Annotated in this window: 7 protein-coding genes; all 7 read right to left on the bottom strand. The window is 45.5% G+C overall.

The genetic code is table 11. The annotated features are described in order from the left end of the window. Window positions 1–110: 110 nt before the first annotated feature. Window positions 111–3,812, bottom strand: a complete 3,702-nt coding sequence (locus DWZ47_RS23875) for a glycoside hydrolase family 2 TIM barrel-domain containing protein (RefSeq protein WP_117514887.1) — start codon at window positions 3,810–3,812, stop codon at window positions 111–113. A gap of 503 nt (window positions 3,813–4,315) precedes the next feature. After that, on the bottom strand, window positions 4,316–7,024 hold the full coding sequence (locus tag DWZ47_RS23870) for a hypothetical protein (protein WP_182281654.1): 2,709 nt from the start codon (window positions 7,022–7,024) through the stop codon (window positions 4,316–4,318). A gap of 44 nt (window positions 7,025–7,068) precedes the next feature. Next, window positions 7,069–8,898 (bottom strand): DUF5010 domain-containing protein, encoded by a 1,830-nt coding sequence (locus DWZ47_RS23865; RefSeq protein ID WP_117514885.1) that lies wholly within the window; start codon window positions 8,896–8,898, stop codon window positions 7,069–7,071. A gap of 30 nt (window positions 8,899–8,928) precedes the next feature. Next, entirely contained in the window at window positions 8,929–10,290 is a 1,362-nt protein-coding gene (locus tag DWZ47_RS23860) for a glycoside hydrolase family 99-like domain-containing protein (protein ID WP_117514883.1), read from the bottom strand. 22 nt (window positions 10,291–10,312) lie between these two features. Next, window positions 10,313–12,301, bottom strand: a complete 1,989-nt coding sequence (locus DWZ47_RS23855) for a SusD/RagB family nutrient-binding outer membrane lipoprotein (RefSeq protein ID WP_055167507.1) — start codon at window positions 12,299–12,301, stop codon at window positions 10,313–10,315. A gap of 11 nt (window positions 12,302–12,312) precedes the next feature. Then, window positions 12,313–15,591, bottom strand: coding sequence for a SusC/RagA family TonB-linked outer membrane protein (locus tag DWZ47_RS23850; protein WP_004307108.1), 3,279 nt, complete (start codon window positions 15,589–15,591; stop codon window positions 12,313–12,315). A 449-nt stretch (window positions 15,592–16,040) separates the two neighbouring features. Beyond that, window positions 16,041–18,623 (bottom strand): hypothetical protein, encoded by a 2,583-nt coding sequence (locus DWZ47_RS23845; protein ID WP_117514881.1) that lies wholly within the window; start codon window positions 18,621–18,623, stop codon window positions 16,041–16,043. Between the last annotated feature and the right edge of the window lie 91 nt (window positions 18,624–18,714).

Genomic DNA, 18,714 nt, shown 5'->3' with positions numbered 1-18,714 from the left:
CTGGGCTTTGCGCATAAAAAAGGCTGTGTCAGCGTTTTGACACAACCTCTATTCATTCAAAACCTTTCGGACATTTGTCCTCTCTTTTATTTCTGCTTTCTACCTTATTCCTATTTGTTGGTAGTCAGGCAATTAATCATATTCACTACTAACTTACCAGCTACCGGATCTGTCGTTGCCTTTTCCGTACACATGGTAGAGATCATTGCTTCCCCCTTTCCGTCAGCTATTTGTAACATCGTCAGTCCACGCATAGATTCTATTCGTTCGATGCGGTCTTCCGGCTTTCCACCATCAATGTAAGCGTGAATTTTCATCTGTCCTGCCAGTTCCGTCACGTTTTTGTGGCGATGGACTTTCAGAGTAGCGGTACATGCTTGCGGAATTTCCCGTTTATTGTTGTTGAAATAGCGTAATTCCAATACATCGATGTCATTGAACACCGGAGCATCATTACGTTCCATAATTACGATATCGCCTTCTGTCGGGATAATCCAGCCCGTGATATATTCAGGATATATCGCTTTGACGGCTTCCTTACTGTTGAGGAAGAGCAGCTTTCCACCTTTTGACTGATAAGCACGGATCAGCTCCTTTTCTTCGTCAGTGCAGGCTGTCAGACCGGAGATAACACAAAGGTCGGCTTTCAGTTTGCTGTTGAGCAATTCTTTTATGGAAGAAATCGGTTGATAATTGATGTTCAGGAAGTCAAATACCGTTTTCGTGTTATCTTTATCCAGCAATACGATCTTTTTGTTTGGGTCTACCTGACCTACATTCCACTCTTTATTAGTGAGCAACAACTCATATTCATTGGCAGAAATTGGCAGACCGTTCTCTGTGAGTTTTAATACCAGTTTGGCTTTTGTCTTGTCGGCAGGCAGATTGGCCGGCAACTGAATATCAGGTTCGGCATAGTATCGCGCATAATGTTTCACAGCCGGAATCTTTTCACTGCCGCTTGCCAGGCACTTTCCGCTTTCATCTTGTATTTCCCAACGAAGCAGGGACGGTTGCAGATCCGTACCGTCTTCACGGTCATTGACCACATAGATGCGTGTAGGCAGTTTCTCACCTGCGTACAAGTTGCGTCCCCATAATTCTGCGCTAACCAATACAGGTTGTAAAGCCCGTTTCAAAGCATAGTAGGTGGGGTACGGTTCAATGTTCTGATAATCGTATGTCTGACGGAACCATGTCATCAATGCAAAGTGCATAATACCTGAAGCTTGGTCGTTGGAGCGACGAAGCGTTTCGGCCAGTTCACCCGTGATGAATGCTTGTACTTTCAGGAATGAAGCCGGGTCTGCCCAGTCATAAGACTCATAACCGATCAGTGTATAAGGATTTTGGTGGATGAGCTGATAGGAGCGGGTAGGATGTCCCGTTTCGTTATTGGGATAACCCGTAGACATCTCCTGACTGATAAGCGGACGGTCGGCTACTTTGAACTGTTTTTGGAATTCTCCATTGAAGAAACGGAAAACCGAGTAGTCATACCAATTGTAATAACCGTGCATATCGTCAATGTCGCCATCGTCGATGCTGCTCATAAAGTCAGCGCCGAATTTCTTATCCTTGCCTTTGGCCTGATAGTTGGAGTCGAAGCAGATAGGACGGGTAGGGTCGATGCGACGCATCTCTTTCACTACATCCGAAATAATACGGTATTTCTCTTTGGCACGTTCCAGATTGCTGTCATTGTCATAGAACTTCATTTCATTGTTCACTGTCCAGAAGAGCAGTGAAGGGTGGTTGCGATATTTTTTCAGCAATCCTAAAAACTCGTTACGCCATATTTCAATCAGACGCTGGTCTGGAATTGGAGTGGAATGAATCATCAACCATGACCATGTGCCTTCGAATGAAACACCGATACCGTTACGGTCGGCAGCTGTCATCCAGCGTTTGTTCCACGGAGTGGTGTGTGTACGGGTTACGTCGATGTTTCCGGCTTTCATCAGTTGCATGAAAGTATTGGCCAGATTTTCATCATTAGGTGCCAGTGCGAAAGGAATGTGGTTTCCGCCGCGCAACCAGTATTTATTACCGTTCAGGTAGAAAAGTCCGTCTTTCACCTCAAAAGTACGGAATCCGGAAGTCTCTGTCAGACAGTCCAGTTCTGTTCCTTTATCTGCCACCAGGCGGAATTTGAAATCGTACAGGTTGGGATGCTGGGGTGTCCATAAGCGAGGTTTCAAATCGCTGATCGTATAGGTTTCCATGCGCTCTTCATCTGCATTGAGATTCAGTTTCCGTATGGATAATCCCGAATAGAGTACAGCACCGGTTTCTTTGTCGATGATATCCGTATAAAGGTCGAACTGTTTCTTTTTACTACCGTGGTTCTTTAGGGTTACATCGAAGGTAGCGCCATTCAGGGTCGGTTTGATAAAGACATCTTCCACTTTTACGGGATCGGTAATCGTCAGTTTTACCGGTTGCCAGATTCCGGCAGGTTCGTCACCATAAAAACCATGAGGAATTTCTTTCAGCAGAGCATCTTTGTTCACTTCCACTTTGGCATCTTCCTGTTCACTTTCACGTACGGAAGAATAGAAGAAATCGATGGCATTTGCCGATTCCGATGCGCTTCCATCCATTTTGCGTATCACTTTTACGGTAATCAGGTTCTTACCGGGTTTCAGCAAACGGCTGCCGTCTACCTGAATTTCACCGAACATGCCGAGATGTGAAGTGGCTAATGTTCCGTTGATATAGATTTCGGCAATTTTGGAGACTGCGTCGAAGGTCAGCGTCATATTCTTGCCTTCCACATTGGCAGGCAGTTCCAGCCATTGACGGTACCAGGCATATTTCACCCGGCGATAATCGAATGTATAGTTTTCACAGCGGTCGGTTTCCTGTTGGTAGTAGGTGTCCGACACACCTTTGGGTTGTGCACCGGTAGGAGAGGGCATCGTTTCGCCATGCAGCCAGATACGGATTGGTGTCCAGAAGTTAGGAACGGACATGATGTGCCAGTCCTGGTCGTTCGTTTGTACCGAAACAGCCTTATCCTTGTTGTCCAGTTGATAGTCCGGCATAAAGAGCCAGTTGCCATCCAGCGTGATATCTGTGCGGCTGCCGGTGAGCGCTGCCAGTTTGGCGGAAGTATAGGAAGCCCGTTCTTGGCGGCGTTTGTTTTCTTTCTCCGTAGGAGTGGCCTTCTTTTGATATTCTGCCACTTTCACGTTTTTCAGTGCATCGTCTGCCATCGGAGTAACGGTGAGGTCGTCAAATTCAGTTTCTATCCATCCTCCACCCAGAGCAACTTCACCCGATGGTACCAAGTCGGCATTCTTGTCTACAAGATCAATATGCGGTTGTTTTTCGTCGTTGAGGAATATGCGGATACGGTTGCCGCAAACTTCTACTTTTACACGATACCACTCTCCCGGCACAGGATGGAAACCTAACGGGCGGACTCCCATAAATTCGTCCGTACCCATATATCCGGTGCGCATCAGGTAAAGATCATCTTGCAGTCCGCCTTTGATACCTACCACATAACGGTCGAAACGGTTGTAATTGCGGAAGCTCGCCCATATCTGCACCTGTTCGGCATTTTTAGGGGCACGGGCTTTGAAAGAAAAGGAGTAGTTTTTCCATTCGGGATGACCGAATACGGCATAAGCGCCTTTCGAACGGAATACATTGTCGGCAATACTGCATGTTCCCCGACCCACCACTTTCAGTGTTTCTCCGGCATTGGAGAAGTCGTTTGTCCATGTAGCATTGCTTTGTGCTTGTCCGTTCATGCAGAAGACGCTGCACGCACAAGCCAGAAATACTTTGCTGATTCTATTCATGATATTACAAGTTAATAATAATTTTGGTATAAAAGTACGGTTCGACAATAAATATTAGAATGAAGTAACGCTTAATGTACACTTAATATGTGCTTAATTGTCTCTGCTCTTGTTTTTCGTTGATTAATTTTGTATCTTTATAGGTTTCTCGTCTTTTTTATATAGATAGTCACTTTATAAAGTGACAATTGTCAGCTTATAAGGTGACATTTATCACTTTACAAGGTAATAATAGTCACATAGCAAGGTGACAACTACCTGACTGCATAAACTCTTGCAGTTTACTGCACTCAAAATTCTTATTCTATGCAGTGGAAATCCTTATTGTATACATTGAAAAAAATATCTTGTGGTGAGTTTGATGTAAAAGGTTACATGAAATATAAAAGAGCCATGCCGGAATTCGAGGTCTGTAACAGACTTGCGATTTCACGGCATGGTTGTTTGATAGCATCTCTATTCAGAGTAATCTTCATTACTCTGGTTTGTACAGAGATTAAGATTTACCCCTCAACGATTCTGAAGAACAGGTTCTGATTTGAGAAGTCGGTATTATAATCAATCTTTATTTGAAAATTGGTCGTTGTCGGAACTAACTTTAATTTGAATGTCTGTTCGTCACTATCAATCTCCAAACCGGCAGTAGTCTCATTGCCTTGTGGCTGGAACTTTAATTCACACCTTCTTTTGCCAAAGTATTTCTTTGCATAATCGGTTATCACAAGTTTATTTGTGGCAAAATCATATTTTATTAATACAGGAAGATTCTTTCCGGTAAGATTTTTAGGACCGCCGTAAACATCCCATGAACAACCGTTTACCCAGAAATTGTGATTCTTGAAGTAGTCTCCGAATTTATACACTTTCCCTACTTCCAAATCTGACAATTTCTTCTTTTCCGGGTCGCCCGTTATTTCAGATACTTTGATTTCATAATCTGTACTGATGACTCCCGTTGCGTTTGGCTGTTTGTCAAGCCCCATGTAGATTGTGTTTTCACCCGGCTGGCGAACCGGGTCTTTGATGTACCACTGTTCATTTCCGTTAGAGGTAGTTTCTCCCTTACCGGCATTGAATGTCCAAGAGAGTTTGACACCATTATTGGCTTCTGTCATATCACTCACTTTCTTGTCGTTGAAGTTGAAGTTATACAGAGCCCATACCGGACTTAATGTTAAAGTATAGTTGTCGGCATCCCATTGGAAGTTAGTACCCCATTTTTCTTTTACTTTGTCATTCTGGTCGTCTCTATTCAATGTGATTTTGAAATCAGCGTCAGCAGGTTTGAAATTATACAAGGTAGTGCGCAAATCCAACTCGTTGAAGTGGTAACCCAGTTCTTCATCATACACACCGGGGATTGCCAATTTCTTGCCTAATATACGTATATTCTGATTCGGGTCAGTATCCGGATGGTCAATACCGGCTTTTACATACATTTGAATAGCCAGTTCCTCTTTTGCGGTCGGAGCTTCCACTACATACTTCGTACCTACATTTCCTACATACAATCCCACTTCTTTCTCATTGAGAGTGAAAGGAGCTTTGTCTGTTCCTTCATCATTCATAGCGAACAGGTTAGCGCCTTCTATGCCATCAGCTTGAGGGCCTACCAACAGATAACTGGTCTTTTGGGCGGCATCGTAGTAAAGGCATACTTCACCATTAGCTAACTCAGTGTCTTGTGTAATCGTTGCAAGGTTGGTAGTCATCGGGATAGCTTCCCAATTGCCGCCATTGGCTTGAGTACCCAGTTTCCATGCTTTGGACGCAGTGACACCAAGATTTTCCATTGTTGTTTGGGCATTCTGCACAATGAAGGCTTTTGTACCTTTGTACAGACTTTCAATGTCACTCAACGATACTGTTGTACTTCTCAATTCGATACCGTTCTTAGCGGTCGCTTCATCCTGTGAGTAAATCAATACTTCTTTAGAGAATTCCTCTTCGGCAACGGTATAAGTTATTCTGACTTTACCCGACCTGTTAGCAGCTTTGGCAGTTAATACACCTTTATCAGTAACTTCGAATGTATTGTTCGGGTTTTCTGTCAACTCATAAGTGGTTGCAACTGCGAGTTCACTGAATCCCAGTTCGTCCACAAACTTCACTTCTTCGTTTTCACCGAATCCCCAGCCTATTGTCCTGGTAAGGTCTAGACTTTCGGTGCTGACGAATTTCAAGGATTCCGAGTTCTGATAAACCGTACGTGTCTCACGATAAGCGAACACGCCGTTGTTGGCACTGTAGGAAGTCGGTTTCACCACGAAGTAGTTGGAACTTGTAGTCGTCTTGTCCAATGTGATTTCCAGTACTGCACCGTAGTAAGGAGCCGTCATGTTACTTGGAGTCAACTCTACGCTCAAGATGCCGTTTTCGTCTAACTTCTTAGTTGTATTTACTAACAGTTGGGGCGCTTCCGCACGTGTCAGCTTCAATTCGTGAATATCCGCGCACTGGAAGTCGGCTTCGGACAAATCAATGTCTTTAGGTAGAATCTTGAACTTGGCGGTAGCTGTATGGGCAGTAACTACTTTGCCTTGCGTATTGGTGTAGCTGGCTGCTTCCAGGAATTCATCTTCTTCGAACACGAATTGTTTTTGGAAGAGAATGGAACTGATACCGCTGAAACCGCCACCTTGTACGGGAAGAATATAGTTTTCGCCGTATATATAGACGGAAAGTGTTTTATTCTCTTTGTTCTCTGCCAAAATCGGTGTATCCTTGTCTGCGGTGATAGTGGTTTGCACCAGTCCTTCCGTTTTCTGGATGTAGATATAACCGTTGCTCTTGTCATAATACAGTTGGTCTTTGTCTGTTCCGGGAATTTCCTGTTCGGTACCGAATGTCAACACTTTATACCAGCCCGCACCTTTGTCTTTGGTATATCTCCATGTGCCTTCTTCCACCTTGAACTGGTAGAAAGGGGTGGCTTTATTGGAAGCCTGTACATACAACTCGTCTCCATTGCTCAATACGATGGTATATTGCGACTGGTCTTCACTGGGATACCAGCTTTGTACGGTCAGGTTAGCATTCAACGCAGCTTCAATCTTTTCTTTGAATCTGTCCATGTCGGACTCAACGGTTGTGATGCGGTTGTTCAGACCTTCGATATCTGAGTCGTAATCCTTACAGGAAACAACTCCTGTTCCTAATGAAAACAACAGTGTTCCATAGAGAAAACTGTTTAATACTCTTTTGTTCATCATAGGTAAATTTTTAGTTTGGTACATATTTTACTATTCTAATTTCTTTATTTCTCTGCGATAATCTCTGCATAGTTCAGGCTGATGTCACCTTCGGTCACTATCAGGTTGAAGTCGGCATATCCACGTGCGTCACGAGAGTAAACGGCTACTTCGGTTTCTTCCCATGCGCCGCCTGTGGCAGGGAGACTTACGCTTTGGGTCATTGTGTCGCCAATTTGGCAACGTACGCTGGCTGCGTTATTGCTGGAGTAGCGGAAGCGGATAGTGGATGTTCCGGTTCGGAAAGGTATTTCTTTCCATCTCAATGTGTTCAAGCTGCCGGAAGTGAGGTTGGCGTGCCAACCACCGTTGTACTTCGTGTCGTTGCAGTATTTCACCACGCCCTGCTCGGGAGCATTGTTCATTTCTGTTTCCATCAACAGCGTTTCTATCTTATTGCCCGAAACCGAACCGTTGAAACAATAGTCGCAGGCTTCCGCTTCCAATTTCTGTCTGGTCGGGAAAGGACGGTTGCTGTACTTGCGGAGCAGGTTGATGCGTTGGTTGGGATAGTCGTAGTAGATTTTATCCGAACTGCGCCACCAGGCTGCGTTTTCGGCAAGGTCGGTAAATCCTTCCAGAAATACGAGATCAGGTTTTTTGGCTAAGAACGATTCCATCATCTTGGTTGCGTAGCGACCGTGGTCGGCATCGATAAACTGCCAGTTCGGACGGGCGAGGTCACCTTGCACGAAGCCCGGGCATCCGCTGCCTACACTGAAACCCTTGAAGTTGTAGGCGGAGATATAGGTGTTGTAGATTAAGTTCTCGTTGTACACTTCTTCTGACATATCCATAGTGGGAACGGCAAACCAGTTGTGAATACCGTCCAGATAGGGGCAGTTCACCAATGAGAAGTCGCGGTCGGTCCATTCGCGCTGGATGATAAGGAATGGGCGCACGCCGAACGTACTGTTGAAATCGTCGCTGATGCACTTCAGGATATAGCTCAACTTGCCGTTGTAAGCATCCGATTTTGTTTCATCAAGCCCGGTCGTACTTTTGTATTTTGCCGGGTCTTTCTTCATCAGCTCGCTAAGGTAACTGTCCTGCAGGAAGCCGTTAGGATTCCAGAACAGGATAACCGGGCGTCCGTTTATCTCGAACCAGTAGTCGCGTGGTACGTTTTCGAACGAGGGTTTCAGGTTGGCATCCCAGATGTAGTAGTACACTTCCTTGCGGAAATCGTTGTCCGCACCTTTCATATCCTCTTTTTCGGGGTCGAGGAACAGTAACGGATAGTGTGAACCTTCTACACGGCTGCCGTTCTTGAACGGCTTGTTGTCATAACCGTAGCCTTTGTGCGCGTTGCGCGCAGCCGACCATGAAGCAGGCGTATCGTCGAAGATGGCGATTTTAAACTCGTGTTCCACACCTTTGCGCTTGATAGCTGCCATCAGGTCATGGAGTTTGTCCGGGCGTCCGTGGTCAATGTCCTTGTTGGCTTCGCCGCGACAGTTCATTGCAACATAATCCTGACCACTGTAAGCGATTTCCTCTACAAAGTTATCCCACCAGTCGGCTTCGGTAATCGGGCCGGGATAAGGTTGGTCGTCCTGTGCTTCCGGGTAAGCAGAAGCAACGTAGCGGCAGAATAATGAACGGTTGTGCATGGTGGAAACGTCGGTGCTGGGCTTGTCCATCTTCTGGCGCAAGTTGCCTTCGAATCCTGCCAGTGTACCTATTTTGTAAGAACGTACGATTTCCTGTTCCGTTCCCTGTCCGCCTTCAGAACCCGGACCGTCCGGACCGTCATTCGGATTGTCGTCCGAGCACGTCCAGCAGAAAGCGCCCAAGCCCAGCAGACAAATGTATTTCCAATATTTATTTTTCATATTCTTTCTATCATTAAAAAGTTAACATTCTTAGTTTTTCTTGAATTGCTGCCGGGTGATGTCCAGGTAAGTCCTGCCATATCCGTTGCCGTATCCTTCTACTGTCGGCTCGATGAAAGAGTCGAAGTTGTACTTGTTGTAGGAGTCGATAAGAATTAACCGGTTACGTCCGGCATTCATCTTGGCTACGTTGCACATGGTACGGTAGATGGCGGCGTCTTTCTTCACAATCGGAGTGTTACCGATGGAACCGCGACCGTCCTGCACCAGTTTGTTCCATGCCGGACCGACGCAAGGTACGAACTCCATACTGCCGTCACCGAAAGCGGGCAATGCTGTTTCACGGTTGTACTTCCAGTTCTGATCTATCATCTGCGGGTACATATAGGAACGGCTCATCTCTGACTGGTCGTACATATTGCGGCTGGCTACGGCGTCTACGCAACCTTCCATGTAGAAGTATTGGTAACGCATCTGGTTGCACCATACATCAGCACTTTCCACCATGATGTAAATGTCGTAACCGGTAGCTTCTTTCACTGCTTTGCGGATACCATCATACATTGCTTTGGATTCTTGCGCGTAGATTTCGCCTGTCTTGTTCTTGATGTAAACCACCGGGCGCGTGCCACCAAGCTTGTAGTAACGGTCGTCGGAGAAGTAACAGCCTATTTTGCTGAAGAAATTGTTCAGTAGTTGTTGGCGGGTGTAGGTGACACCGTCATATACCTTTCCGGCTGCCGTTTCGATGCAGTTGCTTGAAGAAAGGGTAGGAGGCAGGTCGACAATGTTGTTCCAGTTGACCGAAATTACTATTTTCATTGTTTTCAAGTCTACGAAGTCTACTCCCGGTTGACCGAGGTGTGGCATCGGCAGGCGTTTGCCGCCTCTGCCGGAGCGTCCCAGCATCATTGTGACGAACAGTGAATCTCCCTGATTGATTTCTGTACCGGGACCCTTGCCCAGGTCAGCGCCTACTTCGGGCAGGATTATAAAGTTCGCTCCTGCTTCGATACAGTCGTCTACATGCTGCTGTACCATTGGTATCATGCGATAGCTCTGGCTTCCTGCGTCCGGTTGCAGATAGCCGTCCTTTTGTGATTCGGGCATTACTTGCGGTGTCAGGTTGTTGTAGTTGTTCTTGGTGCTCAGTTCCTTGTCGGTCAGCGTCAGAAGTTCCCAACGGGTGAAATTAGCGTCACCATTCGGTCTGGTGGTAATGTCATTCCCCTTGTAGTAGAAGATGCCCACCTGATAATCTTCGGTGACGGGAATTTCCGGAATCTCGTAGTTCAGGAAGTAGTCATCGACGCTCGGACCTTCTTCCTTGCTGCATGCTGCAAGAAGTAGTAAGGCTGCGGAGCATCCGGTAATGTATTTCATTAGTTTCATAACTGTCTATCTGTTTATTATATTATTTATTATCTTCTATGCGTACCCACTTGATACTTGCCGCCAGACGTTCTTCTCCTTGCAGGGAAGCGTATTCGGGATAGTCTTCGAGTACATTTTCGACAAACTCTTCAATTGTGTCGCCATACCAATGGGCTACCATTTCGTTGTTATACATCAACTGACCACCTTTCCAACGTTCGTACAAGCCTTCCTGGTTGTATGGACCACCGATACCCAACGGAGTGAAGAAATTGTCATTATAGTTGCCGTCGGAACGGGGTACGAGCGAAGTGGATTGCAACATACGGCAGGCTTCACGGTAATAGTTCATGTTCCAGTTACGTTCGTCCGTAGGATATTGCAGGCGTTCGGGCACAGGGTCGAACTGGTTGGCACCATAGGTTCCGTAGTTGTTCGGAGTTCCGTTGTAGAAGATAGGCGGATATTGCATCACACGTGTTCTGCGTTCCAGTGTCCATCCGGCGAATCCGTTGAAGTAGTCGGCGATGTAACGTTGCTTCCATACCTGTTCCAGATTGTTCTTGTAACCGCCTTTTCCGTTGATGTCGGCTTTATAGAAGGCACGGTAGTCGCGGCATCCTAGTCCGTTGGTGTTCCATTTGATACCGTTGCGTTCGATATATTCGGATACTCCGCTGGTGACGCCATACTCGTTCATGGAAGCACTGATGCCGTTGTAGTAGTATTGTTCGGCACTCTGCGGTAATGCCACGTTCAATCCCCATTCGTCTTTGCGCAACTGGATTTCGGAGAGCATGAAGTTTACGTCCGCCCATGTCAGCAGTTTCACTGTAGCATCCTGCTTGATGAAGTCACGATGAATCAGGGCGTATGTATACCCCTCGATGCTGACAGAAGCTGTGGAGTAAAGGCTCTGAAGGTTGTTGTTATGTTCATCCTTGCCTACAATCCATCCGGTTGGAGTCTGTTTCAATTCGAAGCGGGGCAGGAACGGTATTCTATAGGACACCTGGATATATTTCTGCTCTGCTACGGACCATAGGGAATCTCTTACTACCGCACGGTAGTCACCATTCTCGTTGATACGTGATGTTTGCGCGTACTTGCTCAGACGAGGATCTTTGTAGGAACGCATATAGCAGAAGAAGTATTCGTTCATTGCCGGGTATGTCAGGCCGCCTATCTCTGTTTCCAGCTTCGTACCCAGGTCGAACTCTTTCAGGATACGGTTGTAATATAAGGATACGTCGGCATTGGGGTCGGTTCCGTAGCGTCCGGCTGCGTTGTCGCTGTTGGAACTGAACAGGTAGTTGCGGTTGTTTTCGTTCAACGCTTTTTCTATCTGCTCGCGTGCCATGGAGATGGCTTCGGGGCTTTTCTTCATGTTCATCATGCGGATAGCCACGTCCAGACGCAGGGTATTGGCAAACTTGCGCCATTTTTCAATGTCGCTGTCACCGCCGGCAGACGGATAGAACGGGTCTTTCAGCATTTTCGTTCCGTTCGGGTCGAAAGTTTCCACTGCCTGGTCCAGCCAGCGGAGTATTTGCATATATGCTTCGGCTTCGCTGTTGTAGTAATATACGTTTCCGTAAGTCTCTTTGCAGGCAGAATCCAAAGGGATAGGTCCCCAAGTTCCGGTCAGTACGGAGTAGAGGTAGGCTTTCCAAGTGGTCAGTATCGCCCAGTAGTTGCCGTTGGTATCCCGGTCATATTTTTGCTCCATGATGGCTACGTCGCCCAGGACTTTCTTGTAGAAGTTATAGAATCTGTCGCCTACGTTGTCCGAACTTTGCGGGCTTGTCCAGGAAACTACGTAACGTGCCATGTAGGCGTAGTAGTTATAGTTCATTTCGGATAATACGTCCAGGGATTTGTAGATAGTGCCCGGAAATATCTTCTGAATGTCAATCTCATCCAAATATAGCTTGTTGGGGTTTTGGTTGGTTGCGTCGAAACTATCCACGCAAGATGTCGCCAGTCCCAATAGGGCTGCAGTGCATAGTGTATATAAGTACTTTTTCATCGTCATCGCTGTTAAAAAGTTATTTTAAAATCGAAACCGTAACTGGAAGTTGGCAGGTTGAAGCCTCGTTCCAAACCTTGTTGGATTCCCATGGAAGAAGTGGCTTCCGGGTCAATTCCTTTCGGCGTTTTCTGATGAAGAATAGCTACGTTCCTACCTACGGCGGAAACTCTCATGGATTGTATGAAACCTATCTTTCTCAGCCAGTTCTTGGGAATGTTGTACCCTAAAGAAATTTCTTTCAGTTTCACGTAAGAAGCGTCGTACAAATAAAGTTCGCCGTTTTTACCGCTGTCGTTGGTCCAATAGTCAATCGGCTTAATCCAAGCCTGGCAAGGTTGTCCCGCCAGTCCCGGTACGGAACTGTCATAAACGGCTCCGGGGATATTCATGCCTTTCGGGCGCGAAGCGTCCATGTAGATGTTGTTCTTGCCATTGGGGACGTATTTAGGGTCGAGAATACCGAGATAACCGGTCTGGTCGCCTTCATTCAGAATCAAGTCAGAGAACAGGTGTTCGGTACGTCCGCCCAGTGACATGATGGATTGCGCGTTTCGGGAAGACTGGAAAGCTGTCTCCGACCATACGTGCCCGCCCATACGGATATCTAACATGGCAGAGAATGTCAAATCCTTCCAACGGAGGGAAGTACGGATACTGCCTGTCCATTTCGGTTCTACGCTGGCAAGGAATTTAGCTTCGCCTGACAAGGGACGGCCGTTGGCTCCCACCAACACTTGTCCTTCGTCATTGGTCTTCCACGGCTCGCGGCAGTAGAGGCTGACTAGCGGCTCACCTTTCACAATGCGCAGTTCCACGCTGTTTTGTACGGTAGTCAGTGTCATGTAGTCCATACCGTTGGCTAGCGAAACCACTTCCGAGTTGTTTTTAGCCCAGTTGATGTCCACTTTCCATTCCCAGTCTTTATTTCTGAAAGGAACGACACCTAGTGTTACTTCATATCCCCAGTTCTTAACTTCACCGGCATTGAACAAGGCTTCTCCATAGCCGCTTACACCGTTGATGGTGGAAGTCAGAATTTGGTTTTTGGTGTTCTTGTTGTAGTAGGTGAAACTTAAGGAAGCACGGTCTTTCAGGAAACGAAGGTCCAAACCTGTCTCGAAAGATGTAGTGCTTTCCGGTTTCAATGAGTTGGTCTTGCGCTTGTTCTCGCTTTCAAACCATGCCATGTCTCCCAGATAAGAAGTATTGTAACTGAATCCGTTCAACAACTGGTCGAAGCCGGTATCGTTACCTACCTTGGCGTAAGAACCACGAATCTTGGCATAGGATAACCAGTCTTTAGGAATGCTCTTCACTAACTCCGTCAGTACGAAGCTGACACCGTAAGAGGAGTAGAAATAAGAACGGTTGTCGGAAGGCAGGGCAGACGACCAGTCGTTACGTCCGGTTACATCCACGTAGATGAAATCTTTGTAACCTATGCTGGCGGTTCCGTAGACAGCCTGCTTTTTCTTCGCGTTATACTCCGGCCAGGATTTGACGGTAGCACCGTTGTTAGTGAGAGAGATAAAGTCGGAAGTAGCCAATGTGCCGATTTCCGAGTTTTGTTTCTTGAACAGGAAGTCCTGCGAGTTGGCACCCACACTGGCGGATATGTTGAAGTCTTTCCAGGTCTTGTTGTAAGAAAGCATGGCTTCGTAAGTATAGTTGCGTGATTTTTCGGTAAACTCCTTGTAGAATCCGTCGGCATCCCCCGGAGTGTACATATTGCGAAATTCGTATCCTTCTTTCATATTTAGGTCGAGGGCGGCTTTCAGACGCAGTTTCAGGTCTTTGGTGATTTTGTAGTTGACTGTTACGTCCGCTAATAACCATTCTTTCTTATCCTGGTTGGAAAGTTCGTTCAGCATCCACACCGGACTCTTGAATTGAAGGGCGGTCGGTTTTCCGTTCTCGTCTTTCCAGGGATACATTTCCTGTATGGAAAGGTCGCGGGGCATATCCATAAGTGTATAGATAGGGTTACGGTCGGAATTGTTACGGTAAGAACGGTTCTTTACATTCTCGTGCGTATAGCGACCGTTCAGGTCGACGTCCAGCGACTTTGTCAGTTTCACGTTGGAACGCACGTTAAAAGCGTTGCGGGTAAGGTTGTTCAATCCTTCCAATACGTCATCGCTCCGCAGGTTGGTGAAGCCGATACGGGTGGAGACATGTTCGGTGGCGCGTTCTATAGAAACACTGTTCGTCCAGGAGTAGGCAGTCTGATACATGGAGGTGGTGTTTGCCGGGGTAGGAACGTAGGATTTGAGTTCTCCGTTGCGTCCTACTACTTGGAAACCTAACATCGGCATACCCCATGAACGGGAATTGTCGTAACCGCCCATCCGTTGGATGCCGTAAGGCATGTTCGGGTCGTAAGGCACTTTGACGTCACCATTGAACGAGTTGGCTTTGTTGTTTTCAAAACGGTTGATGTGTCCGCCACCATATATATTTTGATAGATGGGATATTGGGAAAATTCGGTGAACTGAACGTTTGTGGAGTAGGTAACTCCCAGTCCGCTTCTTTGACCGGCTTTCTTGGTGGTAATCAGGATGGCGCCGTTGGCTGCGTCCGAACCATAAAGTGCGGAAGCGTTGGCTCCTTTCAGAACAACGATGTTTTCGATGTCATCGGGGTTAATACTGTTAGCCGGGTTACCATAGTCGATTTCACCACCGGTCACATCATTAATAATAGGTACACCGTCGATTACATAAAGTGGCTGGTTGTTACCGGAAATGGAGTTGGCACCACGGATACGTACGGTGGCTGAACCGGCGGCACCATTGGAGATCACCTGCAATCCTGCCACTTTACCTGCCAGCATGTTTACGAATCCGGCATCCCGGTTTTCGGTCATGCTTTCCACATCCATTTTCTGGAAGGCGGTAGAAAGAGATTTTTCATCGCGGCGTAAGTCCATCGCTGTTACCACTGTCTGTTCCAGCATCACAGCATCTTCTTCCAAGGTCACGTTTAATACATTCTTTCCTTTTACTACATTGAATGATTTTGTTTTAAAACCAATATAAGAGAATTTCAACACAGCGCCGTTCTCCGGGACTTGAATAGAGTATTTACCATCAAGATCGGTTATCACCCCTTTTGTACCACCCACTATCACTACATTAGCACCGATAATAGGCTCACCTTGTGCATCGGATACTGTTCCTTTCACTGTCCGGTTCTGCGCCTGCATTACCGAAGCACTGAACAGCATTAAAATTAAAATGAGACTTCTTTCATAGTATCTCATGTGCTGAGAAAATCGTTGTTTCATGCTTTTCATGAATTTATTTATGAATAATCACTAAGTTAAAGAATCAGTCGGATGAGAGAACCTGTTTTTATTATAGGTTTCATCATTCGAATTAGATTAAGGCGTTCTTTCTTGCTTCATAATACTGTTATGTTTTTAAGATTAATTTTCAGCAAAAGAACTGTGAACCGATAAAAAAAGCGTGGTGTTTGCGATTAATTGGGGATTAAAAAACAATTAAATGTGAATTAAGTCTTTTTTTTCTTATAATCCTTCACAAACAGATGCTTACCCTTTGTATTAAGTGAAAATAAAGTTATGAGCAAAGAGGAATATTACTCGGTTTATTCAGGTTTGTGGTGTGGAATGTATGAAAAGAAACTCCCCTTTCTCTAAATCTTGATAACTTTATCGGTGGTTCAGGGAAAAGGGAGAGAAAATTTAATTAAAAAAATAGCTTGTCGTCCGGGTTATAAGTCGGCAAATGGGACTTTATAAGTTTCACCCATGGAGTCATGATACTCTTTGCAGAAGCGGTCGTACAGGTTTCGGGCAATACCTTTCTTTCCCTGTGTGACTAGCACGGAACACTTGGCTGCCAATGCTTCTTCATTTAGTGGATCGTGCAGGAACATGATGTCGGCAAGGCGGATAATCATGTCCTGATGGTTCCGGCTGATTTCAATGTCCAGCAAGTTCTTCAGCAAGTCGATGGAATAACTGGAATAGTCGTCCTTAAAGTCGTCCAGCCAATCAAGAATCGTGTTGGGGAGTAAAGGTCCGTATAGCAGTATTTCCAGGATTCGGTTCAACAGTTCTTCACTTTTCTCCTGCTCGAATTGTTTGGTGCAGGTAATCAGGGTGTGATAATCACAGAAAACACCCGTTCCCCATTTTATACGCAGGAAATTGTTTTCTATCATTACTTCCATATCTCCGATGCTTTCCAAGAGTACTCGTAGCTTGCGCAGGTTTACGTTGCGGTTATTACGGGCGGCGGTTTCTTCTTTTTCAGGCCATAATATCTCTGTTGTTTTGGAAGCCAGAATACCTTGCGCATTTTTCTCCGTATAGAGGATCAATAGAATGAGCAGGTGCTTCAAACGGGGAGTAAAGTTGGAAGTGATGTCATTTCCATCTTTATCGCGTACATTGAAACAGCCCAACAAAGAAATAGATGCACGACTGCGGTCGTAATAGTTGACTGTTTCTGTGAAGATTGTTTCACTCTCTTGCATCCATTCTTTTTTCGGTATGGTTTTAGACTCTGGTACGTCAGATTGGCTCTGGACTTTGCCGGTGGTGGCAACAGTTTTCTCTGTTCCTTTCTTTGTGGGAGGTGCCTTTTTATTTTTGCCGTTGTATTTGAAACGATAAAGTACAAAACCGGCTAAGACGAGTAATAGCAAGATTCCAATGGCATAGAGGTACCATCGGTTGTTGATGCTCTCTCCGGCGGTTGACTGGCGGATATCCACCTCGTTCACGAGGGGCATATTGATGGAGTAGATTGCCAGCTCATGTGTATGGTTGCTTAGTATTTTATCTAATACCAAGAATAATTTTCCATGAGACGGGGAAGTATAGAGGCTGAAATCACTATCCTGATAAGTTGATTCATTATAGATGGGTTTGGATACTTCCGAGTAGACAGAATCTTTCATTGAAATCTTCCATAATACACCTCCTTTATTTGTCGAAACAGCATAGAAAGAACTATCCGAGGGTTCGAAATACATGGTAGAGGCCATGATAGTACCTTCTTCCTGGGGTTGGTTCTTTTGCCAGACTATGCGTGATTGCTTGTTTTTCAGATTGATGGCGCATAATCCCCAATAGTAATGGCTGCTCAATTCCTGCTTGCCATACTTGTTTCCTCTACCACCAAAGATGTATAGTTCATCACCCACTATGGCCATTGCAGCTGAATAGCGGGGGTAAAGGGGACGTTCGTATTCTACTTGTTCTATTTGGTTAGTGCTGTACTTCATCCGGTAGAGATCGTTGCGATATTGGTAGAAACCATAACCACCGAAGAAATAGAAGGAAGAGTCTGCCGGATTGAATGTTCTGGCATGATTGTAGTTGCTGGCTTCTTCCGTGTTACGTATCTCATTACTCCATCTTTCAGTATCAAATGAAAAACGGGACGTGATGCCTTTCTTGGGATAATAAGACACTAATTTATTGCTTAAAGTATCGTATAAGAGATGATTGGGGAATTCTACCGCCGGATAGCCTCCACGTATTGCAATTTCCTTCTGCAAAGTTCCGTTTTCGTCCAATACATCGATTGATTGGGATCTGACTAAATAGAATAAGGCTTCGCGAGCGTTGAAAGCTACGTCCAGTTTTCCCGGGATTTTAGCCTGATGAACAAGTTTCCATTCAATATGATTGTCTATCAGCCATACCGGATGGATGGCACGTGCCACAGCTCCTTCTATTTCATCATAACAAACGGTATCATTGTGCTTCCACAGTTTCCATTCACGTATCTGTTTTCCATCTTGTGTGATGGTTACATTGCGAAGGTCGATGGGAGCTACGTCCGAAAGATATTCTTTCATCTGTCCGAACAAAGCCGTTACGCTTTTCACTCCTTGCAAGGGAGCCATCGCTGATATTTTTTTATTGTCGTAATCTATTTCAATTACATTATCTTTCAAACGCAGGTGCAACGAGACATCCAGCCATTTTTCCCGTTCGATGGGACTGTTTATGTTGATGATGCCCTCATTGAGTACCAATGCCGGAAAATGTCTTTCTTCACCTGCCACAAATGAGAAACGAATAAATTGGTTGGTGTTTGTATGCAGATGGAGAATGGTTCCAAAGTCATGCTCATTGGCGCGTACATACATTTGAAATGAAATGATAAAATCGTTTTTTATAGAGAAAGGTTGGTTATCGTCCAAGTACAAGGTTGTCCTCTCTATGCCCGGTACTGAATGGGATTTAAGAGAAAGTCCATAATCATACAAAGAAGATGCGTCCACTTTGCCTACCATGCAAAGCAGGACGGAGAGCAAGATTTGTAGTTGATATCTCATAGTACTTTATTTATAGTGCAAAAATACAAAAAACTGTATGATATACCCAAAAAACGGAGTTTATTTATAAGGCAATGCTTTGAAACAATTG

Source organism: Bacteroides sp. AF32-8BH, from assembly GCF_003435205.1.
GTDB classification, from domain to species: Bacteria; Bacteroidota; Bacteroidia; order Bacteroidales; family Bacteroidaceae; genus Bacteroides; species Bacteroides ovatus.
Note: the sequence above shows the minus strand (reverse complement) of the source record. Positions and strands in the feature narration are given on the sequence as shown.

Bases quoted from the DNA above. Each gene is read 5' to 3' on its own strand.
- DWZ47_RS23865 (WP_117514885.1), bottom strand. From the start codon at position 8,898: ATGAAAAATAAATATTGGAAATACATTTGTCTGCTGGGCTTGGGCGCT.
- DWZ47_RS23845 (WP_117514881.1), bottom strand. From the start codon at position 18,623: ATGAGATATCAACTACAAATCTTGCTCTCCGTCCTGCTTTGCATGGTA.
- DWZ47_RS23870 (WP_182281654.1), bottom strand. From the start codon at position 7,024: ATGATGAACAAAAGAGTATTAAACAGTTTTCTCTATGGAACACTGTTG.
- DWZ47_RS23860 (WP_117514883.1), bottom strand. From the start codon at position 10,290: ATGAAACTAATGAAATACATTACCGGATGCTCCGCAGCCTTACTACTT.
- DWZ47_RS23855 (WP_055167507.1), bottom strand. From the start codon at position 12,301: ATGAAAAAGTACTTATATACACTATGCACTGCAGCCCTATTGGGACTG.
- DWZ47_RS23875 (WP_117514887.1), bottom strand. From the start codon at position 3,812: ATGAATAGAATCAGCAAAGTATTTCTGGCTTGTGCGTGCAGCGTCTTC.
- DWZ47_RS23850 (WP_004307108.1), bottom strand. From the start codon at position 15,591: ATGAAACAACGATTTTCTCAGCACATGAGATACTATGAAAGAAGTCTC.